Annotated in this window: 18 protein-coding genes and 1 other annotated feature; of the genes, 16 read left to right on the forward strand and 2 right to left on the reverse strand. The window is 37.9% G+C overall.

Features of this window, described 5'->3' with window-relative positions:
- Positions 1-182 precede the first annotated feature (182 nt).
- Positions 183-1,427 (forward strand): aspartate kinase, encoded by a 1,245-nt coding sequence (locus tag V7138_RS04555; RefSeq protein ID WP_335394568.1) that lies wholly within the window; start codon positions 183-185, stop codon positions 1,425-1,427.
- Between the two features lie 88 nt (positions 1,428-1,515).
- Here V7138_RS04555 and V7138_RS04560 read toward each other — a convergent pair whose 3' ends face one another.
- Positions 1,516-1,974 carry a YslB family protein gene (locus tag V7138_RS04560; protein ID WP_335394841.1) on the reverse strand — a complete coding sequence of 153 codons (459 nt, stop codon included), beginning with the start codon at positions 1,972-1,974 and terminating at the stop codon, positions 1,516-1,518.
- 401 nt (positions 1,975-2,375) lie between these two features.
- On the opposite strand from V7138_RS04560, the gene V7138_RS04565 reads away from it, so the two are divergent.
- The 7 genes from V7138_RS04565 to racE all read left to right on the forward strand — a co-directional run bounded on the left by V7138_RS04565 (position 2,376) and on the right by racE (position 8,094).
- The gene (locus tag V7138_RS04565) at positions 2,376-2,984 is read left to right on the forward strand and encodes a succinate dehydrogenase cytochrome b558 subunit (protein WP_335394569.1); all 609 of its coding nucleotides are present in this window, start codon (positions 2,376-2,378) and stop codon (positions 2,982-2,984) included.
- A gap of 69 nt (positions 2,985-3,053) precedes the next feature.
- Positions 3,054-4,814 (forward strand): succinate dehydrogenase flavoprotein subunit, encoded by a 1,761-nt coding sequence (gene sdhA / locus V7138_RS04570; protein WP_335394570.1) that lies wholly within the window; start codon positions 3,054-3,056, stop codon positions 4,812-4,814.
- Position 4,815: 1 nt separating this feature from the next.
- Positions 4,816-5,574 carry a succinate dehydrogenase iron-sulfur subunit gene (gene sdhB, locus V7138_RS04575; RefSeq protein WP_335394571.1) on the forward strand — a complete coding sequence of 253 codons (759 nt, stop codon included), beginning with the start codon at positions 4,816-4,818 and terminating at the stop codon, positions 5,572-5,574.
- A gap of 167 nt (positions 5,575-5,741) precedes the next feature.
- Positions 5,742-6,191: an acyl-CoA thioesterase gene (locus V7138_RS04580; protein WP_335394572.1), complete on the forward strand. Its 450-nt coding sequence runs from the start codon at positions 5,742-5,744 to the stop codon at positions 6,189-6,191.
- A gap of 180 nt (positions 6,192-6,371) precedes the next feature.
- Positions 6,372-6,596 (forward strand): spore germination transcription factor GerE, encoded by a 225-nt coding sequence (gerE, locus tag V7138_RS04585; RefSeq protein WP_010678342.1) that lies wholly within the window; start codon positions 6,372-6,374, stop codon positions 6,594-6,596.
- A 234-nt stretch (positions 6,597-6,830) separates the two neighbouring features.
- Complete coding sequence (locus V7138_RS04590) at positions 6,831-7,289, forward strand: MarR family winged helix-turn-helix transcriptional regulator (protein WP_335394573.1); 459 nt, start codon at positions 6,831-6,833, stop codon at positions 7,287-7,289.
- Positions 7,290-7,299: 10 nt separating this feature from the next.
- The gene (gene racE, locus V7138_RS04595) at positions 7,300-8,094 is read left to right on the forward strand and encodes a glutamate racemase (protein WP_335394574.1); all 795 of its coding nucleotides are present in this window, start codon (positions 7,300-7,302) and stop codon (positions 8,092-8,094) included.
- A gap of 819 nt (positions 8,095-8,913) precedes the next feature.
- Here racE and V7138_RS04600 read toward each other — a convergent pair.
- Positions 8,914-9,369 carry a nuclease-related domain-containing protein gene (locus tag V7138_RS04600; protein WP_335394575.1) on the reverse strand — a complete coding sequence of 152 codons (456 nt, stop codon included), beginning with the start codon at positions 9,367-9,369 and terminating at the stop codon, positions 8,914-8,916.
- Between the two features lie 164 nt (positions 9,370-9,533).
- Here V7138_RS04600 and V7138_RS04605 point away from each other — a divergent pair, with 164 nt between their 5' ends.
- The 8 genes from V7138_RS04605 (at position 9,534) to V7138_RS04640 (ending at position 18,894) form a co-directional block, all read left to right on the forward strand.
- A complete protein-coding gene (locus V7138_RS04605) occupies positions 9,534-10,595 on the forward strand; it encodes a GerMN domain-containing protein (RefSeq protein WP_335394576.1) in 1,062 nt (353 codons plus the stop codon).
- Positions 10,596-10,731: 136 nt separating this feature from the next.
- Complete coding sequence (gene rph, locus V7138_RS04610; RefSeq protein WP_335394577.1) at positions 10,732-11,478, forward strand: ribonuclease PH; 747 nt, start codon at positions 10,732-10,734, stop codon at positions 11,476-11,478.
- 3 nt (positions 11,479-11,481) lie between these two features.
- Complete coding sequence (locus tag V7138_RS04615; protein WP_335394578.1) at positions 11,482-12,087, forward strand: XTP/dITP diphosphatase; 606 nt, start codon at positions 11,482-11,484, stop codon at positions 12,085-12,087.
- A complete protein-coding gene (locus V7138_RS04620; RefSeq protein WP_335394579.1) occupies positions 12,084-12,593 on the forward strand; it encodes a metallophosphoesterase family protein in 510 nt (169 codons plus the stop codon). The genes V7138_RS04615 and V7138_RS04620 overlap by 4 nt, the downstream gene beginning before the upstream one ends.
- Positions 12,594-13,702: 1,109 nt before the next feature.
- Positions 13,703-13,960: a binding site (T-box leader), on the forward strand.
- Positions 13,961-14,044: 84 nt separating this feature from the next.
- A complete protein-coding gene (ilvB, locus tag V7138_RS04625; RefSeq protein ID WP_335394580.1) occupies positions 14,045-15,763 on the forward strand; it encodes an acetolactate synthase large subunit in 1,719 nt (572 codons plus the stop codon).
- Positions 15,760-16,278: an acetolactate synthase small subunit gene (gene ilvN, locus V7138_RS04630; protein WP_335394581.1), complete on the forward strand. Its 519-nt coding sequence runs from the start codon at positions 15,760-15,762 to the stop codon at positions 16,276-16,278. The genes ilvB and ilvN overlap by 4 nt, the downstream gene beginning before the upstream one ends.
- Before the next feature lie 56 nt (positions 16,279-16,334).
- Positions 16,335-17,363: a ketol-acid reductoisomerase gene (gene ilvC / locus V7138_RS04635; RefSeq protein ID WP_335394582.1), complete on the forward strand. Its 1,029-nt coding sequence runs from the start codon at positions 16,335-16,337 to the stop codon at positions 17,361-17,363.
- Positions 17,350-18,894 carry a 2-isopropylmalate synthase gene (locus tag V7138_RS04640; protein WP_335394583.1) on the forward strand — a complete coding sequence of 515 codons (1,545 nt, stop codon included), beginning with the start codon at positions 17,350-17,352 and terminating at the stop codon, positions 18,892-18,894. The genes ilvC and V7138_RS04640 overlap by 14 nt, the downstream gene beginning before the upstream one ends.
- Positions 18,895-18,932: the final 38 nt, after the last annotated feature.

The following is an 18,932-nucleotide window of genomic DNA, read 5'->3' on the forward strand; positions in this document are numbered from 1 at the left end:
TCAGTTGAATAAAATAAAATCCTCCGGCGGATGCCTCAGATTTTTAAAGGAAATTTATAAGAGCAAAGACTAGAAACGCCACATCCTGTGGCAACGTCTTTGTGACCCACATCGTGTGGGCCTAAAATCTGGGCGCAAATACACCGAGGCGCATTTGATTATTCGAAAGAGAGGGTATGACCATGGGGATTATTGTTCAAAAATTTGGAGGCACCTCAGTAGGTTCACCAGATAAAATTAAAAATGTGGCAAATCGCGTTATTCAAGAAGTCCAAGCAGGAAATAATGTAGTAGTTGTTGTATCCGCGATGGGTAAAACAACTGACCAGCTTGTAAGCTTAGCAAATGAAATTACAAGCTCACCAAGTAAACGCGAGATGGATATGCTGTTAAGTACAGGTGAACAAATCACAATCGCCCTCTTAACGATGGCATTACAAGAAAAGGGCTATGAATCTGTTTCCTATACAGGGTGGCAGGCCGGTATTGAAACTGAGGCTATACATAGTAATGCCCGTATTGAAAATATTGAAGTATCAAGAGTTAAGGACAGCTTAAATGAAGGAAAAGTTGTTGTCGTTGCAGGGTTTCAAGGAATCAGCAGTTCAGGAGATATTACCACACTTGGACGAGGTGGGTCTGATACAACCGCAGTTGCACTTGCAGCAGCATTGAATGCAGACAAATGTGATATCTACACTGATGTAACAGGTGTTTATACGACTGATCCTCGTGTAGTTCCAACTGCACGAAAACTTCATTCTATTTCCTATGATGAAATGCTGGAGCTTGCAAACCTAGGTGCCGGTGTCCTTCACCCACGTGCAGTAGAATTTGCAAAAAACTTTGATATGCCGCTTGAAGTTCGTTCAAGCCTAGAGCTAGAAAATGGAACTGTTATTGAGGAGGAAGTTTCAATGGAAAAGAGTCTTGTTGTTCGGGGAATTGCTTTTGAAGACCAAATTACAAGGGTAACTGTATCTGGATTACCAAATGAATTACACACACTTTCAACGATCTTTGGTACACTCGCAAAGAATGGACTAAACGTAGATATCATCATCCAAAACCAGACCGATGAAAATCATACAAATATTTCATTTTCAGTAAAAACTCAAGATTTACGCGATACATTAGCTGTTTTAGAAAATAATAAGGACATATTAAAGTATGAAAGCATCCAGCATGAAGATGGATTAGCAAAGGTTTCGATTGTAGGTTCTGGTATGGTCTCAAATCCAGGGGTTGCGGCTGATATGTTCCAGGTGCTAGCACAAGAAAACATTGAAGTGAAAATGGTAAGTACATCTGAAATCAAGGTTTCAACTGTTGTTGATCAAGCTAATATGGTACGTGCAGTTGAAACTTTACATGATTCATTTAATTTAGCTGCGGTTGAAGAAGAAAAAGCAAAAGTAAAACTTTAATTTGAAATTTAACAGGGTCGTTCAATGGAGTTATTAGCCGTTGGCGCCCTTTTCTATATAAAAAAAGCTGCACAAATTGTGCAGGCTTTTATTCTTCAGTCATGTCTTTGTTGTCCCATTTTACTGTAAATATGATTTTTTGTGCTCGTCTTTTTTGTTGTTCAAAGCTTTCAGTGATTCGATTCTTCTGTTGTTGAATTTGTTGAGCAAGAAAACCAGACTCCAATTGGAAAGTACAAATGTCTTTTCGTTTTAAACGAGAAGACACAATCGATCCATCCAAATGAAATTCCATGGAGTTCTTATCTGAACGCTCTACTCTAAGGTCTCCCCATCCAGCATCATGAAAAAACGAAATGATTTCTTCAATCGTTGGTAAGGGGAATTTACGGGCAAGATTTTTTCCAGCCCAGTATAAAATCTGTGGAGTTTCTTTTCCAAATAAATCGGGTATTAAAATTTCACGTATAAGTTCATACCCAAAAACAGAAACGGTCTGTTCATTTGAGTTTACATTTTGCTCTGCATTTTGCTCATTGATGTTCATGTTCTTCACTGCATTCCCCTCTTTCTCTGTTCTTTTATTATAAACTATCGGGGATAAGAAACACATGAATTTTTTTGTTTCTTTTTGTCATCTGGAATCGTATTTTATTTGGGTTCGATATTATCATATGTGTACAATTATTATCATTTTTATGAATAATTTGTGGACTTGTTTCCTTGACGCTCTTACTTTATGGGAGTAAAATGAACTTGTTACATTATACTGATAAAAGAAAATAGCAGGCGCATTTGTCTTTTTATCTATGAAAAAAGTAATTTATAGTTTCCTGCAAAGGTTTTCATTTGTCAGTTTTATTTCGTCCTAATACATAATTTTACAGGATGAGGAATGAAAAGGAGTGCCTAAGAAGGTGCGGTTTATTATTAAAGGGGGGTAAAAGTATGGCTGGTAATCGTGAATTTTTTAATCGCAGGCTTCATTCATTATTAGGTGTAATTCCTGTAGGGGTATTCTTAATCCAACACTTAGTGGTGAATAACTTTGCGACAAGGGGAGCAGACGCATTTAACAGTGCTGCTGGTTTCATGGGGAGTCTCCCATTTAGACTTTTTCTGGAAATATTTATTATCTATTTACCGTTATTATTTCATGCGATTTACGGTCTATATATTGCCTTTACTGCAAAGAACAATGTGAGTAGATACGGATTTTTCCGTAACTGGATGTTCTTCTTACAACGTATATCCGGAATCATTACTCTGATTTTTGTGGCATGGCATGTATGGCAAACACGTGTTCAAGCAGCATTTGGAGCAGAAGTTAACTTTAATATGATGGAAGATATCTTAAGTTCACCTGCAATGATCGTTTTCTATCTTGTTGGTGTAATCTCCACAATCTTCCATTTTTCAAATGGTCTATGGTCATTTGCTGTTAGTTGGGGGCTAACCATAACTCCTCGCTCTCAACAAATTGCAACATACGTTACAATCATTATTTTTATTGCTTTATCGTACGTAGGTGTTTCTACTATTTTTGCTTTCGTTTAAGAATTAAAAATAAGAACGTTCACAATTTAACACGGGTTGAACGATCTCTTTATTGGGGAGTGAACTACTTTGAGTCAAGGAAAGATTATCGTAGTTGGTGGTGGACTAGCTGGTTTAATGGCTACCATCAAAGCTGCTGAAGAAGGAACACAAGTTGATTTATTTTCACTCGTACCTGTAAAACGATCTCACTCTGTTTGTGCACAAGGTGGGATTAACGGTGCGGTTAATACAAAAGGTGAAGGGGATTCTCCGTGGATCCATTTTGACGATACAGTATATGGTGGAGACTTTTTAGCTAACCAGAAGCCAGTTAAGGCAATGTGTGAAGCTGCACCAGGAATCATTCACTTAATGGACCGTATGGGAGTCATGTTTAACCGTACACCCGAAGGTTTACTGGATTTCCGTCGTTTCGGGGGAACTCAACACCACCGTACAGCATTCGCGGGTGCTACAACTGGTCAGCAATTACTATATGCATTAGATGAACAAGTTCGTCGTCACGAAGTAGCTGGACTTGTTACAAAGTATGAAGGTTGGGAATTCCTTGGGATTGTTCAAGACGACGAAGGCATTTGTCGTGGTATTGTAGCGCAAAACCTTCATTCAATGGAAATTAAATCATTCCCTGCTGATGCTGTAATCATGGCATCTGGTGGACCTGGTATTATCTTTGGTAAGACAACTAACTCAGTTATTAATACTGGTTCTGCAGCATCTATTGTGTACCAACAAGGTGCTTATTATGCAAACGGTGAGTTTATTCAAATCCACCCAACAGCAATTCCTGGTGATGACAAACTTCGCCTGATGAGTGAATCTGCTCGTGGTGAAGGTGGACGTGTATGGACATACAAAGATGGTAAACCTTGGTACTTCCTAGAGGAAAAATATCCTGCATACGGAAACTTAGTTCCACGTGATATTGCTACACGTGAAATCTTCCATGTTTGTGTAGATATGAAATTAGGTATCAACGGTGAGAACATGGTTTACTTAGATCTTTCTCATAAAGATCCAAAGGAACTTGATATTAAATTAGGTGGAATTATTGAAATCTATGAAAAATTCATGGGAGATGATCCACGTAAGGTTCCAATGAAAATCTTCCCTGCCGTTCACTATTCAATGGGTGGATTATGGGTTGACGATCATCAACAAACAAACATCCCTGGATTATTTGCTGCAGGAGAATGCGATTTTTCACAGCACGGTGCAAACCGCTTAGGAGCTAACTCACTATTATCTGCTATTTACGGTGGTATGGTTGCAGGCCCTAATGCAGTTCATTACATTAAAGGACTTAAGAAGGGTTCTGATTCCATTTCATCAACTGTTTACGATAGCCATGAGAAACGAGAGCAAGAAAAATGGGATAATATCATGGCGATGGATGGTACCGAAAATGCATATATCCTTCACAAAGAGCTTGGTGAATGGATGACAGATAACGTAACGGTTGTTCGATACAATGACAAGTTATTAAAGACAGATGAAAAAATTCAAGAGCTTATGGAGCGATATAAGAACATTAATATCAACGACACATCTAAATGGAGCAACCAAGGTGCAACATTTACTCGTCAATTACAAAATATGCTTCAACTCGCACGTGTAATTACAATTGGTGCTTATAACCGTAATGAAAGTCGTGGTGCTCACTATAAGCCAGACTTCCCAGATCGTAATGATGAGGAATTCTTAAAAACTACGATGGCTAAATTTACTGGTGAGGCAACTGCTCCAGCATTCCATTATGAAGAGGTTGATACTTCATTAATCACACCACGTAAACGTGACTATACTAAGAATAAGGAGGAGAAGTAAGATGAGTGAAAAAACAGTTGAATTTCATGTAACTCGTCAAGATACTCCAGATTCTGAACCATATGTATTAAAATTTAAGGTGCCATACCGTAAAAATATGAATGTCATTTCAGCTTTAATGGAATTTCGTCGTAATCCGGTAGACATCAATGGAAATAATGTTGCTCCCATTACTTGGGATATGAACTGTTTAGAAGAGGTTTGCGGTGCTTGTTCAATGGTTATCAATGGCAAGCCGCGCCAATCTTGTTCAGCTCTTATTGACCAGCTTGAACAACCAATCAAACTTGAGCCAATGAAGACATTCCCTATCGTACGTGATCTACAGATTGACCGTAGCAGAATGTTTGATTCATTGAAAAAAGTAAAAGCTTGGATTCCAATCGATGGAACCTATGATTTGGGTCCTGGCCCACGTATGCCAGAGAAGAAACGTCAATGGGCATATGAATTATCAAAATGTATGACATGTGGTGTTTGTCTTGAAGCATGTCCTAACGTTAACAGCAAATCTGATTTTATTGGTCCTGCACCGCTATCACAAGTTCGTTTATTCAACGCACATCCAACTGGTGCTATGAATAAAGCTGAACGTTTAGAAACAATTATGGGAGATGGAGGCCTAGCAAACTGTGGTAACTCACAAAACTGTGTACAGTCTTGTCCAAAAGGGATTCCACTCACGACATCAATTGCAGCTCTAAACAGAGATACATCTATCCAAGCATTCAGAAATATGTTTGGTAGTGACCAAGTCTAATAGAAATGGAAAAGCACTCCTTCATGCAAATGGAGGAGTGCTTTTTTTACGAAGAGATCCTTCTTTAAAGGTGACACCTTAGATGTTTTAAAAAAACACCTTTTCGCTATAGAATAAGGCACCACTTTACCTTGACCTGAATAATCTTATGTAAGGGAGCTATTGGAATGAAACAAATTACGTATATCGATGATATTGAGACATGGGAGAATACATTTGATTTTTTCCAACCGATTCAAGTACGTTTTTCTGAGACAGACATGTTTGGACATTTAAATAATACTGTACCCTTTACCTACTTTGAGGAAGCGAGAATTCAATATTTTAATCACCTTGGGTTTATGCAGAAGTGGATCGATAAATCGAGCGATGCAATCCCTGTGGTAGCAAGCCAACAATGTGATTATTTGAAACAAGTCTTTTTTGGAGAACAACTTAAGTTATATGTTAAAATACACAAACTTGGCAATTCCTCAATGGATATTCATTATATGGCAAAGGATAAAGAGGAGGCCATTTGTTTTGTCGGTAGGAGTGCATTAGTTCAAATGTCTAAACGAACAGGAAAAGGGGAACCATGGTCTGATGATATGAAGCATTTGTTAAAAAGCACCTAACCTATATTGTATGAGCTAAGTAGAACGAATATACCAATACATGAAAAAATGGACGCAAAAAAGTCTACATATCAACCTTTTAGCAGTCACAGCAACACTCTCCTTCTCATACTATATTGTGACTAAATATATACCCATCCAGTAGTTCAGCTCGAACCTTAGCAAGGAGGGTTACAATACTTGAAGGAGAAAGAGTTTCAACCAAAACCGCTACTAACAAAAAGAGAGAGAGAAGTTTTTGAATTACTAGTTCAAGACAAAACAACGAAAGATATCGCAAGTGAACTATTCATTAGCGAAAAAACAGTTCGTAACCACATTTCGAATGCGATGCAGAAGCTGGGAGTAAAGGGGCGTTCTCAAGCAGTTGTAGAGCTCCTTCGTATGGGAGAACTTGAACTTTAAGTATTACCGGCTACACTTTACTTAAGTAAGGTAGCCGGTTACTTATTTTAGGGAACACCCTACATAATTCTAATACTGGAACTTGCTTTTTACGCGAAAAAAGTAGAAAATAAGAATAATATAGTTTTTTCCTAAAACGAAAAAGTTCTTTTCGATGACATAATTCATTAGCTGTTTACATGAGAGAAAAACAGTTTGAAATTTACACTATAAACGATACTAGGAGAGGATGTAATGACTGTACAAGAGAGCAATGAAACAAAAGACTACCAAGTAATCGCAGATATCGAAAAATCTCTTCGCTTTATTTCCGGTTTACTTAAACAAAAAGGCCGGGAAATTTTAAGTAACTTTACAATTACAACACCACAATTTATTGCGCTTCAGTGGTTACTTGAGCACGGAGATATGACAATTGGCGAATTATCAAATAAAATGTACTTAGCTTGCAGTACAACAACAGACCTTGTTGATCGGATGGAAAAAAATGTGCTTGTTATGCGCGTAAAAGACCCAAAAGATCGTCGTGTCGTTCGAATTCATTTACTTGAAGAAGGAGAACGCATTATCGAAGAAGTGATTAAAAAAAGACAAGATTATTTACATGAAATCATGAAGAACTTTTCCGAAGATGAAGTAATCCAACTAGAACAAAGTTTAAGGAAATTACATCAAGAAATGCGAGTAGAATGAGGCGAAACGTTTGAAAAGACCAATCGGAGTTATTGATTCCGGGGTGGGCGGTCTAACCGTTGCTCGGGAAATAATTAGACAATTACCAAATGAAGAAATTATATATTTAGGTGATAACGCAAGATGTCCGTATGGGCCAAGACCTAAGGAAGAAGTTCGTCAGTTTACATGGGAGATGACGAACTATTTATTGTCACATGAAATTAAAATGCTAGTCATCGCATGCAATACGGCAACCGCCCTTGTATTGGATGAAATCCAAGCTGAGCTGCCTATTCCTGTGATCGGCGTTGTCTATCCTGGAGCAAGGACTGCCCTGAAGGTTACTAAAAATAACTATGTTGGCGTAATTGGAACAGCCAACACAATCGAAAGTGGCGCCTATGAAGATGCGTTAAAATCAATCAACAACCAAATCAATGTCGATAGTCTCGCATGCCCGCGGTTCGTCCCGATTGTCGAAGCAGGGGAGTTTGTTGGCCCTAAAGCTGAACAAATTGTAGCCGAATCATTGGAGGTTTTTCGAGGTAAAGAAATCGACACCTTAATTCTAGGCTGTACCCATTATCCGCTGCTACGTGATACCATCCAAGCCTATCTTGGAGATCGAATCAAGCTCATCGATTCCGGTGCAGAAACTGCCCGTGAAGTCAGCACTGTATTGTTCTATAGTGGATTATTAAACAAAAAGGCGAGGAAAAAGAATCACCTATTCCTCACAACAGGTGATAAAGAAATCTTCCAACGAATCGCCACCAACTGGTTTGAGCAACCAGTATATAATGTGAAATCAGTAAAATTGTAATTGAGGAAAGTCCCCGAGAGGGGGCTTTTTGTGTTTGGGTGACTTTCAATAAGGATATTCACTATAAAGTAATACAACTATTGATGATAAAAACTTCGTTCTATAAGGGGATAATGGTTAATATTACCATCAAAAGATGTACAAAGTACAGGTGAAGGTAAGAATAGAGGTATATCGTACCCCGCACAATGTTCTGAATTCAAGTGAGGGTAAGAATAGAGGTTAATCGTACCCTCATACAATGTCCTGAATCAAAGTGAAGGTAAGAATAGAGGCAAATCGTACCCTCACCCATCGTCCTAATTCTATCTACGACAACCCTTTCCTTAAATTATTGTAGGTCTATATTTAATTACGCCTCTCATAATAAGACGATCTTCCTGACTGAATTAGATTGTATTTTTTTGAAAGTATTTTTCTAATCGTCTTTTTGCATTTAATTACGTTACACCATTCAAATATTGTACTGACTTTAATCTTTAATTCCGGGAAAAGATGCCCGAATTCCTCGATGCTTCTAGTTACTGCGGTTTCCTTATCCTCCCAAGTTCCACAATCAGGGCAGGTAAGTTTGTGCTGATTCGCACTATCCATAAACCCACTCCAACACACCGTACACAAAATCCCTTTCTCCATCTCGTCAAAACTATATTTGGGCAGTAATGAAAAAGGAGACTTCATTATATGTAGCGATAGTAGCTTTTTTGCCAAAGAATGATGTTTTTCACCCAAACTAGAAGATTGGGAATTTAATTTATTCATAAATCGTTTTATTTGGGATGGAAAAATAATCGGCAGGTTTGGTGAAGCGTTGTAGAGTTAAAATTCGGGATTAACGAAAACAAGGTGCCCTTCAACTGTAAGATTAAATCCAAGTTGTTGAAGCATTTGCCGGAAAAGAGATTCACAACGATTAAGTTGATTGAGAGGATTTTTTGTCTCCTTTCCAGAAAAAGTTCGGAACCGGTCGCCGTCAATTAGGTAATCACCTTCATAGTTTTTTATTTCAAAGATGTGAATGACGTTTTGGGAAATTAGGAGTGAATCGATTTGGTAATAGGTATTGTTTGTTTCAAGAAGCAGGTCATTGATAATGAGGCAATCAAGTGAAAGACTTTCTAATCGCTGGTCAAACAATGTTTCACCAAAATAATCTTTCTCAAGTGTATTGACTTGATTCTCAACTTTTTGGGAAACCATCTTCCGTGCACGGATGGATTTTAGGGGCTTTAATTCAGTTGGATCAGTACGGCTTTTAATGATCAAACGCAACACTTTCTTTCTCACTTTCAAAACAATTGTAAATCTTCTATTCTATTTTTACAATCTATTAACTGATGAAATCAAAACATTTTGTCCACATTTTCGCTAAAAAGCGGTCTAATTTGAAAATAGGGCTCGTATACATAGTAGTACAAACTGCCTTAGGAGGGAAAAGAATGCGTAAAATAACTAAATCTGCAATAGCTGCCACAGTGGTTACTTCAACAGTGTTACTTTCAGGATGTGGTTTATTAGGTGGAAAGGAAGAAGCCAAACAAATGGATCCACCAAAAAACGAAGCAGTTGATGAAACAGTAGCAAATGGGGAGAACCCAGCTACTGAGGCAACTGATCAGGAGGAAGCTGCAACTGAAACAGTCAAACGTGACCTGTATCTAATCGATGAGAATGGTTTAGTGGTCCCGTACACTGTTGATCTTCCAAAAGATAATGCTGCAGCAAGACAGGTCCTTGAGTATTTAGTTGCTGGTGGACCGTTAAATGAAATATTACCAGATGGATTCAAAGCGGTAATTCCACAGGATACAACAGTGGATGTAAACTTGAAGGATGGAACAATTACTGCTGATTTCTCGAAGGAATTTGCAAACTATAACCCTGAAGATGAAGCGAAAATTTTACAAGCCATTACTTATACATTAACCCAATTTGAAAATGTGAACAATGTTGTTATCAGTGTGAATGGTTATAAATTAGATGAAATGCCTGTTGATGGTACTCCAATCCCAGCAGACTTAAGTAGAGCTGATGGAATAAATATTGATAATAGCGGAGTTGTCGACATTACAAACAGCCGTCCTGTGACTCTTTATTTCTTTGTGCAAAACGATGCAGGGGAGTATTATGTACCAGTGACAAAGCGTGTTGAAAATACGGGGGATGACAAAGTATCGGCAGTTGTAAATGCGTTAATCGAAGGACCTGATATGGGATCGGATTTAATTAGTGAGATTCATCAAGATGTAAAACTATTGAGTGCCAAAATGGAAGATGGAATAGTAACGTTAGACTTTAATGAAGCAATTTATGGTGCCTTTAATGAGAAAATGATCTCCAAGCATGTGATCAACTCACTAGTATTGTCCTTAACGGAGCAGCCTGAAGTGAAGAGTGTTGCCATTACAGTAAATGGTAATGAAGATGTTGTTACTGAAGATGGGAAGTCATTAACAGAACCGGTAACTCGTCCAGCAAATGTGAATACTGGTAGTTTCTAAAAAAGAGAGGATGTGGACATTGTTCACATCCTTTTTCTTATTGCAACTATAGAAGAGAGAAATTTTGATATACTATAAAATGGATGGTTGGGTAATACAAGCCCATCTTTTTTAGTTTAGACAGGGGGTTTTAATTTTGAGAGTTGATGGACGTTTAGATAATCAGCTTCGACCGATTCAGCTTGAAATGAACTATATAAAACATCCAGAAGGATCTGTTTTAATAATAGTTGGGGATACAAAGGTTATTTGTAATGCAAGCATTGAAGACCGAGTGCCGCCGTTTATGAGGGGTTCAGGTAAGGGGTGGATCACAGCTGAATATTCAATGCTTCCAAGGGCTACAGAGCAGAGAAATATCCGTGAATCGAGTAAGGGAAAGATTTCAGGAAGGACAATGGAAATTCAGCGTTTAATTGGGCGTGCCCTTCGATCTGTTGTTAATCTCGAGCAACTTGGTGAAAGAACGATTTGGATTGACTGTGATGTCATCCAAGCGGATGGAGGAACTCGGACAGCATCGATTACAGGTGCTTTTGTGGCGATGGTTCTTGCTGTACATAAAATCTATCAGGATAAAAAAATGAGTTCATTTCCAATCACTGACTTTTTAGCTGCCATTTCGGTTGGAATTGAACCAGAAATAGGGGAAATTCTTGATTTAAATTACATAGAAGATTCAGCTGCAAATGTGGATATGAATGTGGTTATGACAGGGGCGGGAGAATTTGTGGAGCTACAAGGAACAGGGGAAGAATCTACTTTTTCGCGTAATCAATTACTAACATTATTAGAACTTGCCGAAAAGGGAATAAATGAACTGATTCTGACTCAGAAAGAAGCATTAGGTGAATTAGCAAACTTAATTGGAAAGAAGGACTAATAAGTGAAGGAAATTATGATAGCTACTAAAAATCGAGGGAAGGTAAAAGAATTTAGAGACCTTTTTGCTAGTCAGGGGGTAGAGGTGAAGTCATTACTCGATTATCCAACTATTGAGGATATTGAGGAAACAGGTGTAACCTTTGCTGAAAATGCACAAATCAAAGCGGAGGCAATTGCAAAAAAGCTTCATATACCTGTTGTAGCAGATGATTCAGGTCTTGCAATCGACTTTCTTGATGGCAGACCAGGTGTGTATTCGGCAAGATATGCTGGTGAGCATAAAAATGACCTTGATAACCTTAATAAAGTTTTAGATGAACTTAAAGGGGTTCCGCAAGAAAAAAGAGCTGCCAGATTCCATTGTGCACTGGCATTAGCTATTCCTGGTGAAAAAACGGAAATTGTTGAAGGAACTTGTGAGGGAGTCATTACAGAGAAACCTATAGGGGAAAATGGATTTGGCTATGATCCAATCTTTTTTATTCCTCAAAAAGGGAAAACAATGGCTGAGTTGTCAAAAGAGGAAAAAAATCAAATTAGTCATCGTGGTAATGCTCTTAGAAAGCTGGACAGGCTTTTAAGGGAACGTGAGGAGTTTCAACGATGAAAGTACTAATTATAAGTGATAGCCATGGGTTAACAAATGAATTACTCGAAATCAAAGAACGCCATAAAAATGATGTGGAATTTATGCTTCATCTAGGAGATTCTGAGCTTTCTTCACAATCTGAGGAAATGAGTGGATTTTCTGCAGTAAGAGGTAATTGTGATTTTGACTCAAACTATCCAAATGATATGGTGGTTCTATTAAATGGGATAAAGGTCTATCTTACCCATGGTCATTTGTACAATGTGAAAATGACATTAATGAATCTAAAATATCGTGCCCAAGAAGTGGGGGCGTCCATAGCCTGTTTTGGACATTCGCATATTGCTGGTGCAGAAATGGTTGAAGATATTTTGTTTATTAATCCTGGCAGCTTCCGGTTGCCGAGAATGCGCAAGGAAAAAACGTATGTTATTTTAGAGATTGCTGACAATCAAGCTAATGTTGTTTTTTACGATAGTGAAGGAAACGTAATTGAGGAGTTATCAACGAAGGTAATTTTATGATACAATAGCGTAGGGAGTAAAAATTTGCTCCCTCTAGAAAAAAAATCTTAAAAAATTGTTGACATCTGATTCCTATCTGACTATAATAAAAAATGTCGCTAATAAGTTAACGACACAAAAAATTATGTCCCAGTAGATCAGCAAAGCGAAACTTCTAGAATTGCATCTGTGTAGCTTTGTTCCGACGCATTAGTCATCCTCGAAAATGCAAGGAGAGGAAGGAACAGGATTTAGCAAATAAAGTAGTGGCTAACTGAACTACATATAACTTAATAACAATGTCCCAGTAGCTCAGCAGGATAGAGCAACGGCCTTCAAGAATAGGAGCCTCTATAGGGAAACAAAAACTTATAGAGTGGACGACACTATATCGGTGAAGCCTTAACAGTGTAAAGCTGATGGTAATACCGAGGAAACTTACTTCTTATTAAGACCGAGGAGATTTGAATGATCAAGTCAATTGATGGTAAAAACTCCGAGGAATAATCTGTTTATGATTATTGTGAGGTTCCGTAGAGACTACACGTGTCGCACCTGAAATGGTGAAGATATAGTCCAGACTACAAACAACAATTGTTGGTGACGAAAGTCATAGTGGTAAGCTAAGCCGTCGGTCGGGAGTTCGAATCTCTCCTGGGACGCCATATTACATAATCAATCACAAACACTTCTTTTCATCTAAATGAATCGAAGTGTTTTTTTATTTCTCTTAAATGTATTTTCCAGATCCTCCCCTTAAAATAAAGTAGATACCATAGTTCCCTATTTCTAAATTTTGTTCACAAATTTTTCATGAAATTCTTTGAATTCAGAAACCGCATGGTGTCAAAGTTGTAAACGCATTCAGATTTTGTTGCAAATCAAAATAATCAAATAATTCCCTAAAATGGTGTTGACTCTAATAAAAAATGAGAGTAATATTGGTTCTAATATAAATATTTTCACAAAATAGACTATTTCTTATTTCGTGAATTAACAGCATAGTTCATGGATTTGGATTATTTTTTGTACCTTAGTTTTCAATCGTTTAAAGCGTTTAAGTTTTTAGGTATTAAAGATGCGGCAACCGCATAAAACTTAAAAAGATGTAACTTAAAAAATTTCAATAATCATAAACGTTGAAGAGGATAAGTAATCTTACGTTACGATATCAACAGAGAGCCGGTAATGGTGGAAGCCGGTGTTATCCCGTTAGATGAACTCACCTCAGAGTGTTAGCTTGAACTATATTAGTAGGGCTAACCGGGTGTTTGGTAACAGCTCACCCGTTATCAAAATGAACAGCAGATGTTGTTCCTGAGGCGGTCTTTTAGATCGCGAACAAGGGTGGTACCGTGGAAAGTGATAAATGCCTTTTCACCCCTTCGACCAAGAAATTGGTCTAGTGGGTGGACTGGCATTTTATTTTTTTATTACTAATTATTTACTATAAGGAAGGGATGTAAGGAAAAATGGGCGTAAATGCAAAAGTGGAAGAACAAGCAAAATCTTCTACCAAGATGAACGGTTCCCAAATGCTAATTGAAGCATTAAGAAGGGAAAACGTAGAAGTCATTTTTGGATATCCTGGTGGTGCTGTACTTAATATTTATGATAGTTTATATGATTCTGGTATTTTTCATGTCTTAAGTAGACATGAACAAGGTGGAATACATGCAGCTGAAGGGTATGCGAGAATTTCAGGAAAACCAGGTGTCGTCATTGCTACTTCTGGACCGGGTGCTACAAATATTGTCACAGGATTAGCAGATGCAATGATTGATTCAATTCCACTTGTTGTATTTACAGGTCAGGTTGCTTCAACCGTAATTGGTTCTGATGCTTTCCAAGAAGCGGATGTACTTGGAATCACAATGCCAATTACAAAACATAGTTATCAGGTAAGAGATGTGAAAGACCTACCAAAGATTATTAAAGAAGCATTTTATATCGCAACTTCTGGAAGACCAGGACCTGTATTAATTGATATTCCAAAAGATATGACATCAAGTGAAGCCGAATTTGACTACGACCAGGAAATTCATTTACCTGGTTATCAGCCGACCATACAGCCGAACCACTTACAAATTCGTAAGCTGGTTGAAGCAGTAAGCCAAGCGAAAAAGCCAGTTATACTTGCAGGAGCTGGGGTAATATTCGCAAAAGCAGCCGACGAATTAAGAGAATATGTTGAACAACAAAATATTCCTTTAACCCATACACTTCTAGGTTTAGGTGGATTCCCTGCAGATCATCCACTCTATCTCGGAATGGCTGGAATGCATGGAACATACACAGCTAACATGGCTTTACATGAATGTGACCTACTCATTAGCATTGGTGCTAGATTCGATGACCGGGTAACGGGAAATCTAAAACATTTTGCTCCAAATGCGACAGTTGCTCATATTGATATTGATCCTGCTGAAATCGGAAAAAACGTACCTACTAAAATTCCAGTTGTAGGGGATGCAAAAGAGGTTCTGAAAAGCCTTGTCCATCAGAACGGAAAACCAGGTGATTCCAAGGAGTGGAGAGAAAAACTAGCGGGGTGGAAAGAAGAATATCCACTCGTTTATAAACCATCTGAAGATGAATTAAAACCACAAAAATTGATAGAACTCATTTATAAATATACAAATGGGGAAGCGATTGTAACAACTGATGTCGGTCAGCACCAAATGTGGGCAGCTCAATACTATCAATTTTCAAAGCCAAACCGTTGGGTAACATCAGGTGGTCTTGGAACAATGGGCTTTGGTTTACCATCTAGTATTGGTGCCCAATTAGCAGAAAAATCGGCAACTGTTGTTTCTATAGTAGGAGATGGTGGATTCCAGATGACACTACAAGAACTATCAGTCATTCAGGAATTAAATCTTCCAATCAAAATCATCATTCTTAATAATAAAGCATTAGGAATGGTGAGACAGTGGCAACAAATTTTCTATAAAGAAAGATATTCACATTCATTAATTCCAAACCAGCCAGATTTTATGAAATTGGCCGATGCATATGGAATTAAGGGATTAAAAGCATCAAATAAAGAAGAAGCGGAACAAGTGTTAAAAGAAGCTTTTGAATATAATGGACCTGTTCTAATGGACTTTAGTGTGACACCTTTCGAAAATGTATATCCAATGGTTTCACCAGGAAAGGGTCATCATGAAATGGTAGGTGTTAAGCTGTGAAAAGGATTATTACATTACTAGTGAATAACCGCGCAGGTGTACTTAATCGAATCACCGGCCTGTTAACAAAGCGTCATTACAATATTGAAAGCATCACAGTTGGCCACTCTGAAACTGAGGGACTCTCACGGATGACATTTGTTATACATCTAGATGAGGAAACTGTAGTTGAACAAATTACAAAACAGTTAAACAAGCAAATCGACGTGATTAAGGTCATGGATATTACAAATCAAGCCATTGTGGCAAGAGAGTTAGCTCTTATTAAGGTAGCATCCAGTCCATCAAATAGAAATGAGATTTATAGCTTAATAGATCCTTTCAGAGCAACTATCATTGATGTAAGTAAGGAAAGCCTCGTTATTCAAGTAACAGGCGAATCAGATAAAGTTGAAGCTTTAATTGACCTTTTAAAACCATACGGTATCAAAGAAGTTGCCCGTACTGGTACAACAGCTTTCACGAGAGGTAACCAAAAAACGGCTTCAAATTCGAAGTCTTACTCAATTGTTTAAGGGTATTAATCACATTAATATATATAATTTAATTCTAATAAGGGAGAGATTTTAAAATGACAAAGGTATATTATAACGGAGATGTAAATGATTCAGTTTTACAAAATAAGAAGGTTGCTATCATTGGTTATGGTTCACAAGGACACGCACATGCACTAAACTTACGCGAAAGTGGCGTTGATGTAATTGTTGGTTTACGTCAAGGGAAATCATTTGAACAAGCGAAAAATGATGGTCATCAAGTATATTCAGTTCGTGAAGCAGCAGAGCAAGCGGACGTAATTATGGTATTACTTCCAGATGAAAATCAACCAAAGGTATATAAAGAAGAAATCGAACCAGGATTAGAGCCAGGAAATGCATTAGTATTTGCTCATGGTTTTAACATTCACTTTAGCCAAATCGTACCACCAAGCTTCGTAGACGTTTTCTTAGTAGCTCCAAAAGGACCAGGACATCTAGTACGCCGTACATTTACTGAAGGTGCAGGAGTTCCAGCATTATTTGCGATTGAGCAAGACGTAACTGGAAATGCAAAAGATGTGGCACTTGCTTATGCAAAAGGTATTGGAGCAGCTAGAGCGGGTGTTCTAGAAACTTCATTTAAAGAAGAAACTGAAACAGACCTATTCGGTGAGCAAGCTGTATTATGTGGTGGTACTTCTGCGTTAGTTAAAGCAGGATTTGAAACATTAGTAGAAGCTGGGTACCAACCAGAAGTTGCTTATTTCGAATGTTTACATGAATTAAAATTAATCGTTGATTTAATGTACGAAGATGGATTAGCTGGAATGAGATATTCAATCTCTGACACAGCTCAGTGGGGAGATTTCGTAACGGGACCACGTATTGTTACTGACAGTGTAAAAGCTGAAATGAAGGAAGTATTGAAAGATATTCAAACAGGTAAATTTGCTAAAGGTTGGATCCTTGAAAACCAAGCAAATCGTCCAGAATTCAATGCAATTAATAAGATTGAAGCTGAACACCAAATCGAAGTTGTAGGTAAGAAGCTTCGTGCAATGATGCCATTTGTTAAGCAAAAACAAACGAAAGAAGTGGTGGGTACCCGTGCGGAAAATTAATATTTTTGACACTACATTAAGAGATGGAGAACAGTCTGCTGGAGTTAACTTAAACTTACACGAAAAACTTGAAATAGCGAAGCAACTGGAACGACTCAATGTGGATGTTATGGAGGCCGGTTTCCCAGCTGCCTCAGATGGTGATTTTCAGTCAGTTAAACAAATTGCTGACACCATCAAAAATGTTTCTGTAACGGGTTTAGCAAGAGCTGTAAAAAGCGATATCGATGCTGCTTGGGGAGCATTAAAGGGTGGAGCGGAGCCTCGTCTCCACACCTTTCTTGCTACATCCCCAATTCATAGACAATATAAGCTAAAGCAAACAAAAGACCAGGTCATTCAAACAGCTGTAGAAAGTGTAAAATATGCTTCGAAATTTTTCCCAATCATCCAATGGTCTGCAGAGGATGCGAGTCGTACCGAATTAGACTTCTTAGCAAAAATCATCAAAGAAGTAATTGATGCAGGAGCTAATGTTATTAACCTACCAGATACAGTAGGTTACGGTACGCCAGAAGAATATGGAAAAATGTTTACTTATATATTAAATAACGTGCCGAATATTGATAAAGTTATCCTTTCGACTCACTGTCACGATGATCTAGGAATGGCTGTTGCCAATTCATTATCTGCTGTTGAGCATGGTGTCTTACAAGTAGAAGGAACCATTAATGGTATTGGTGAAAGAGCGGGTAATGCTTCACTTGAAGAAGTGGCAGTCGCATTGCATATTCGTCAAGACTTTTACCAAGCAAACACCCGATTAAAGCTGGATGAAATCAAGCGTACAAGTGATTTAGTTAGTAAATTAACAGGTATGATTGTTCCTCCAAACAAAGCTGTTATCGGTAAAAATGCTTATGCACATGAATCAGGTATTCACCAAGATGGTGTATTAAAGGAAAAAACAACATATGAAATTATCACTCCGGAATTAGTTGGGGTTAAATCTAATTCAATGGTTCTTGGAAAGCACTCTGGTAGACACGCATTCCGTAACCGTATTTTCGAATTAGGTTATTCATTAGATGACAATGAAATTAACCGAGTATTTAAGCTATTTAAAGATTTAGCGGATAAGAAGAAGGAAATCACTGATGATGATTTAGTTACATTATTAGTCGATGAAAAGGTTGCAAATGTCGAGGATATGTACCAATTGACTTCAATGCAAGTACAATATGGTACGAACCAAATCCCTACTGCAACGATTACTTTAACAGATCGTGAAGGCAAACAAATTCAAGAAGCTGCAACGGGGTCAGGAAGTGTTGAGGCACTGTATAACACACTTGAGCGCTGCTTCGGTATTTCTATTACTCTAGATGATTATCGAATCCAATCTGTTGGCGCTGGACGTGACGCATTGGCAGAGGTATTCGTTAAAGTAAGACATAACAATGTGGAAAGCAGTGGAAGAGGTTCTGCACAAGACGTGCTGGAGGCTTCCGCTCGAGCATATGTAAATGCAGTCAATAGATTACTAGCTGTTGAAAAGAATAAGAAATTACTTGAAAAAGTTGGAGTGTAACAGTAAATAATACTATTTTCAGTGTGGAAATAAGAGGA

Origin of the sequence: Bacillus sp. JJ1533 (assembly GCF_036965045.1) — a bacterium.
Lineage (GTDB): Bacteria > Bacillota > Bacilli > Bacillales > Bacillaceae_L > Ferdinandcohnia.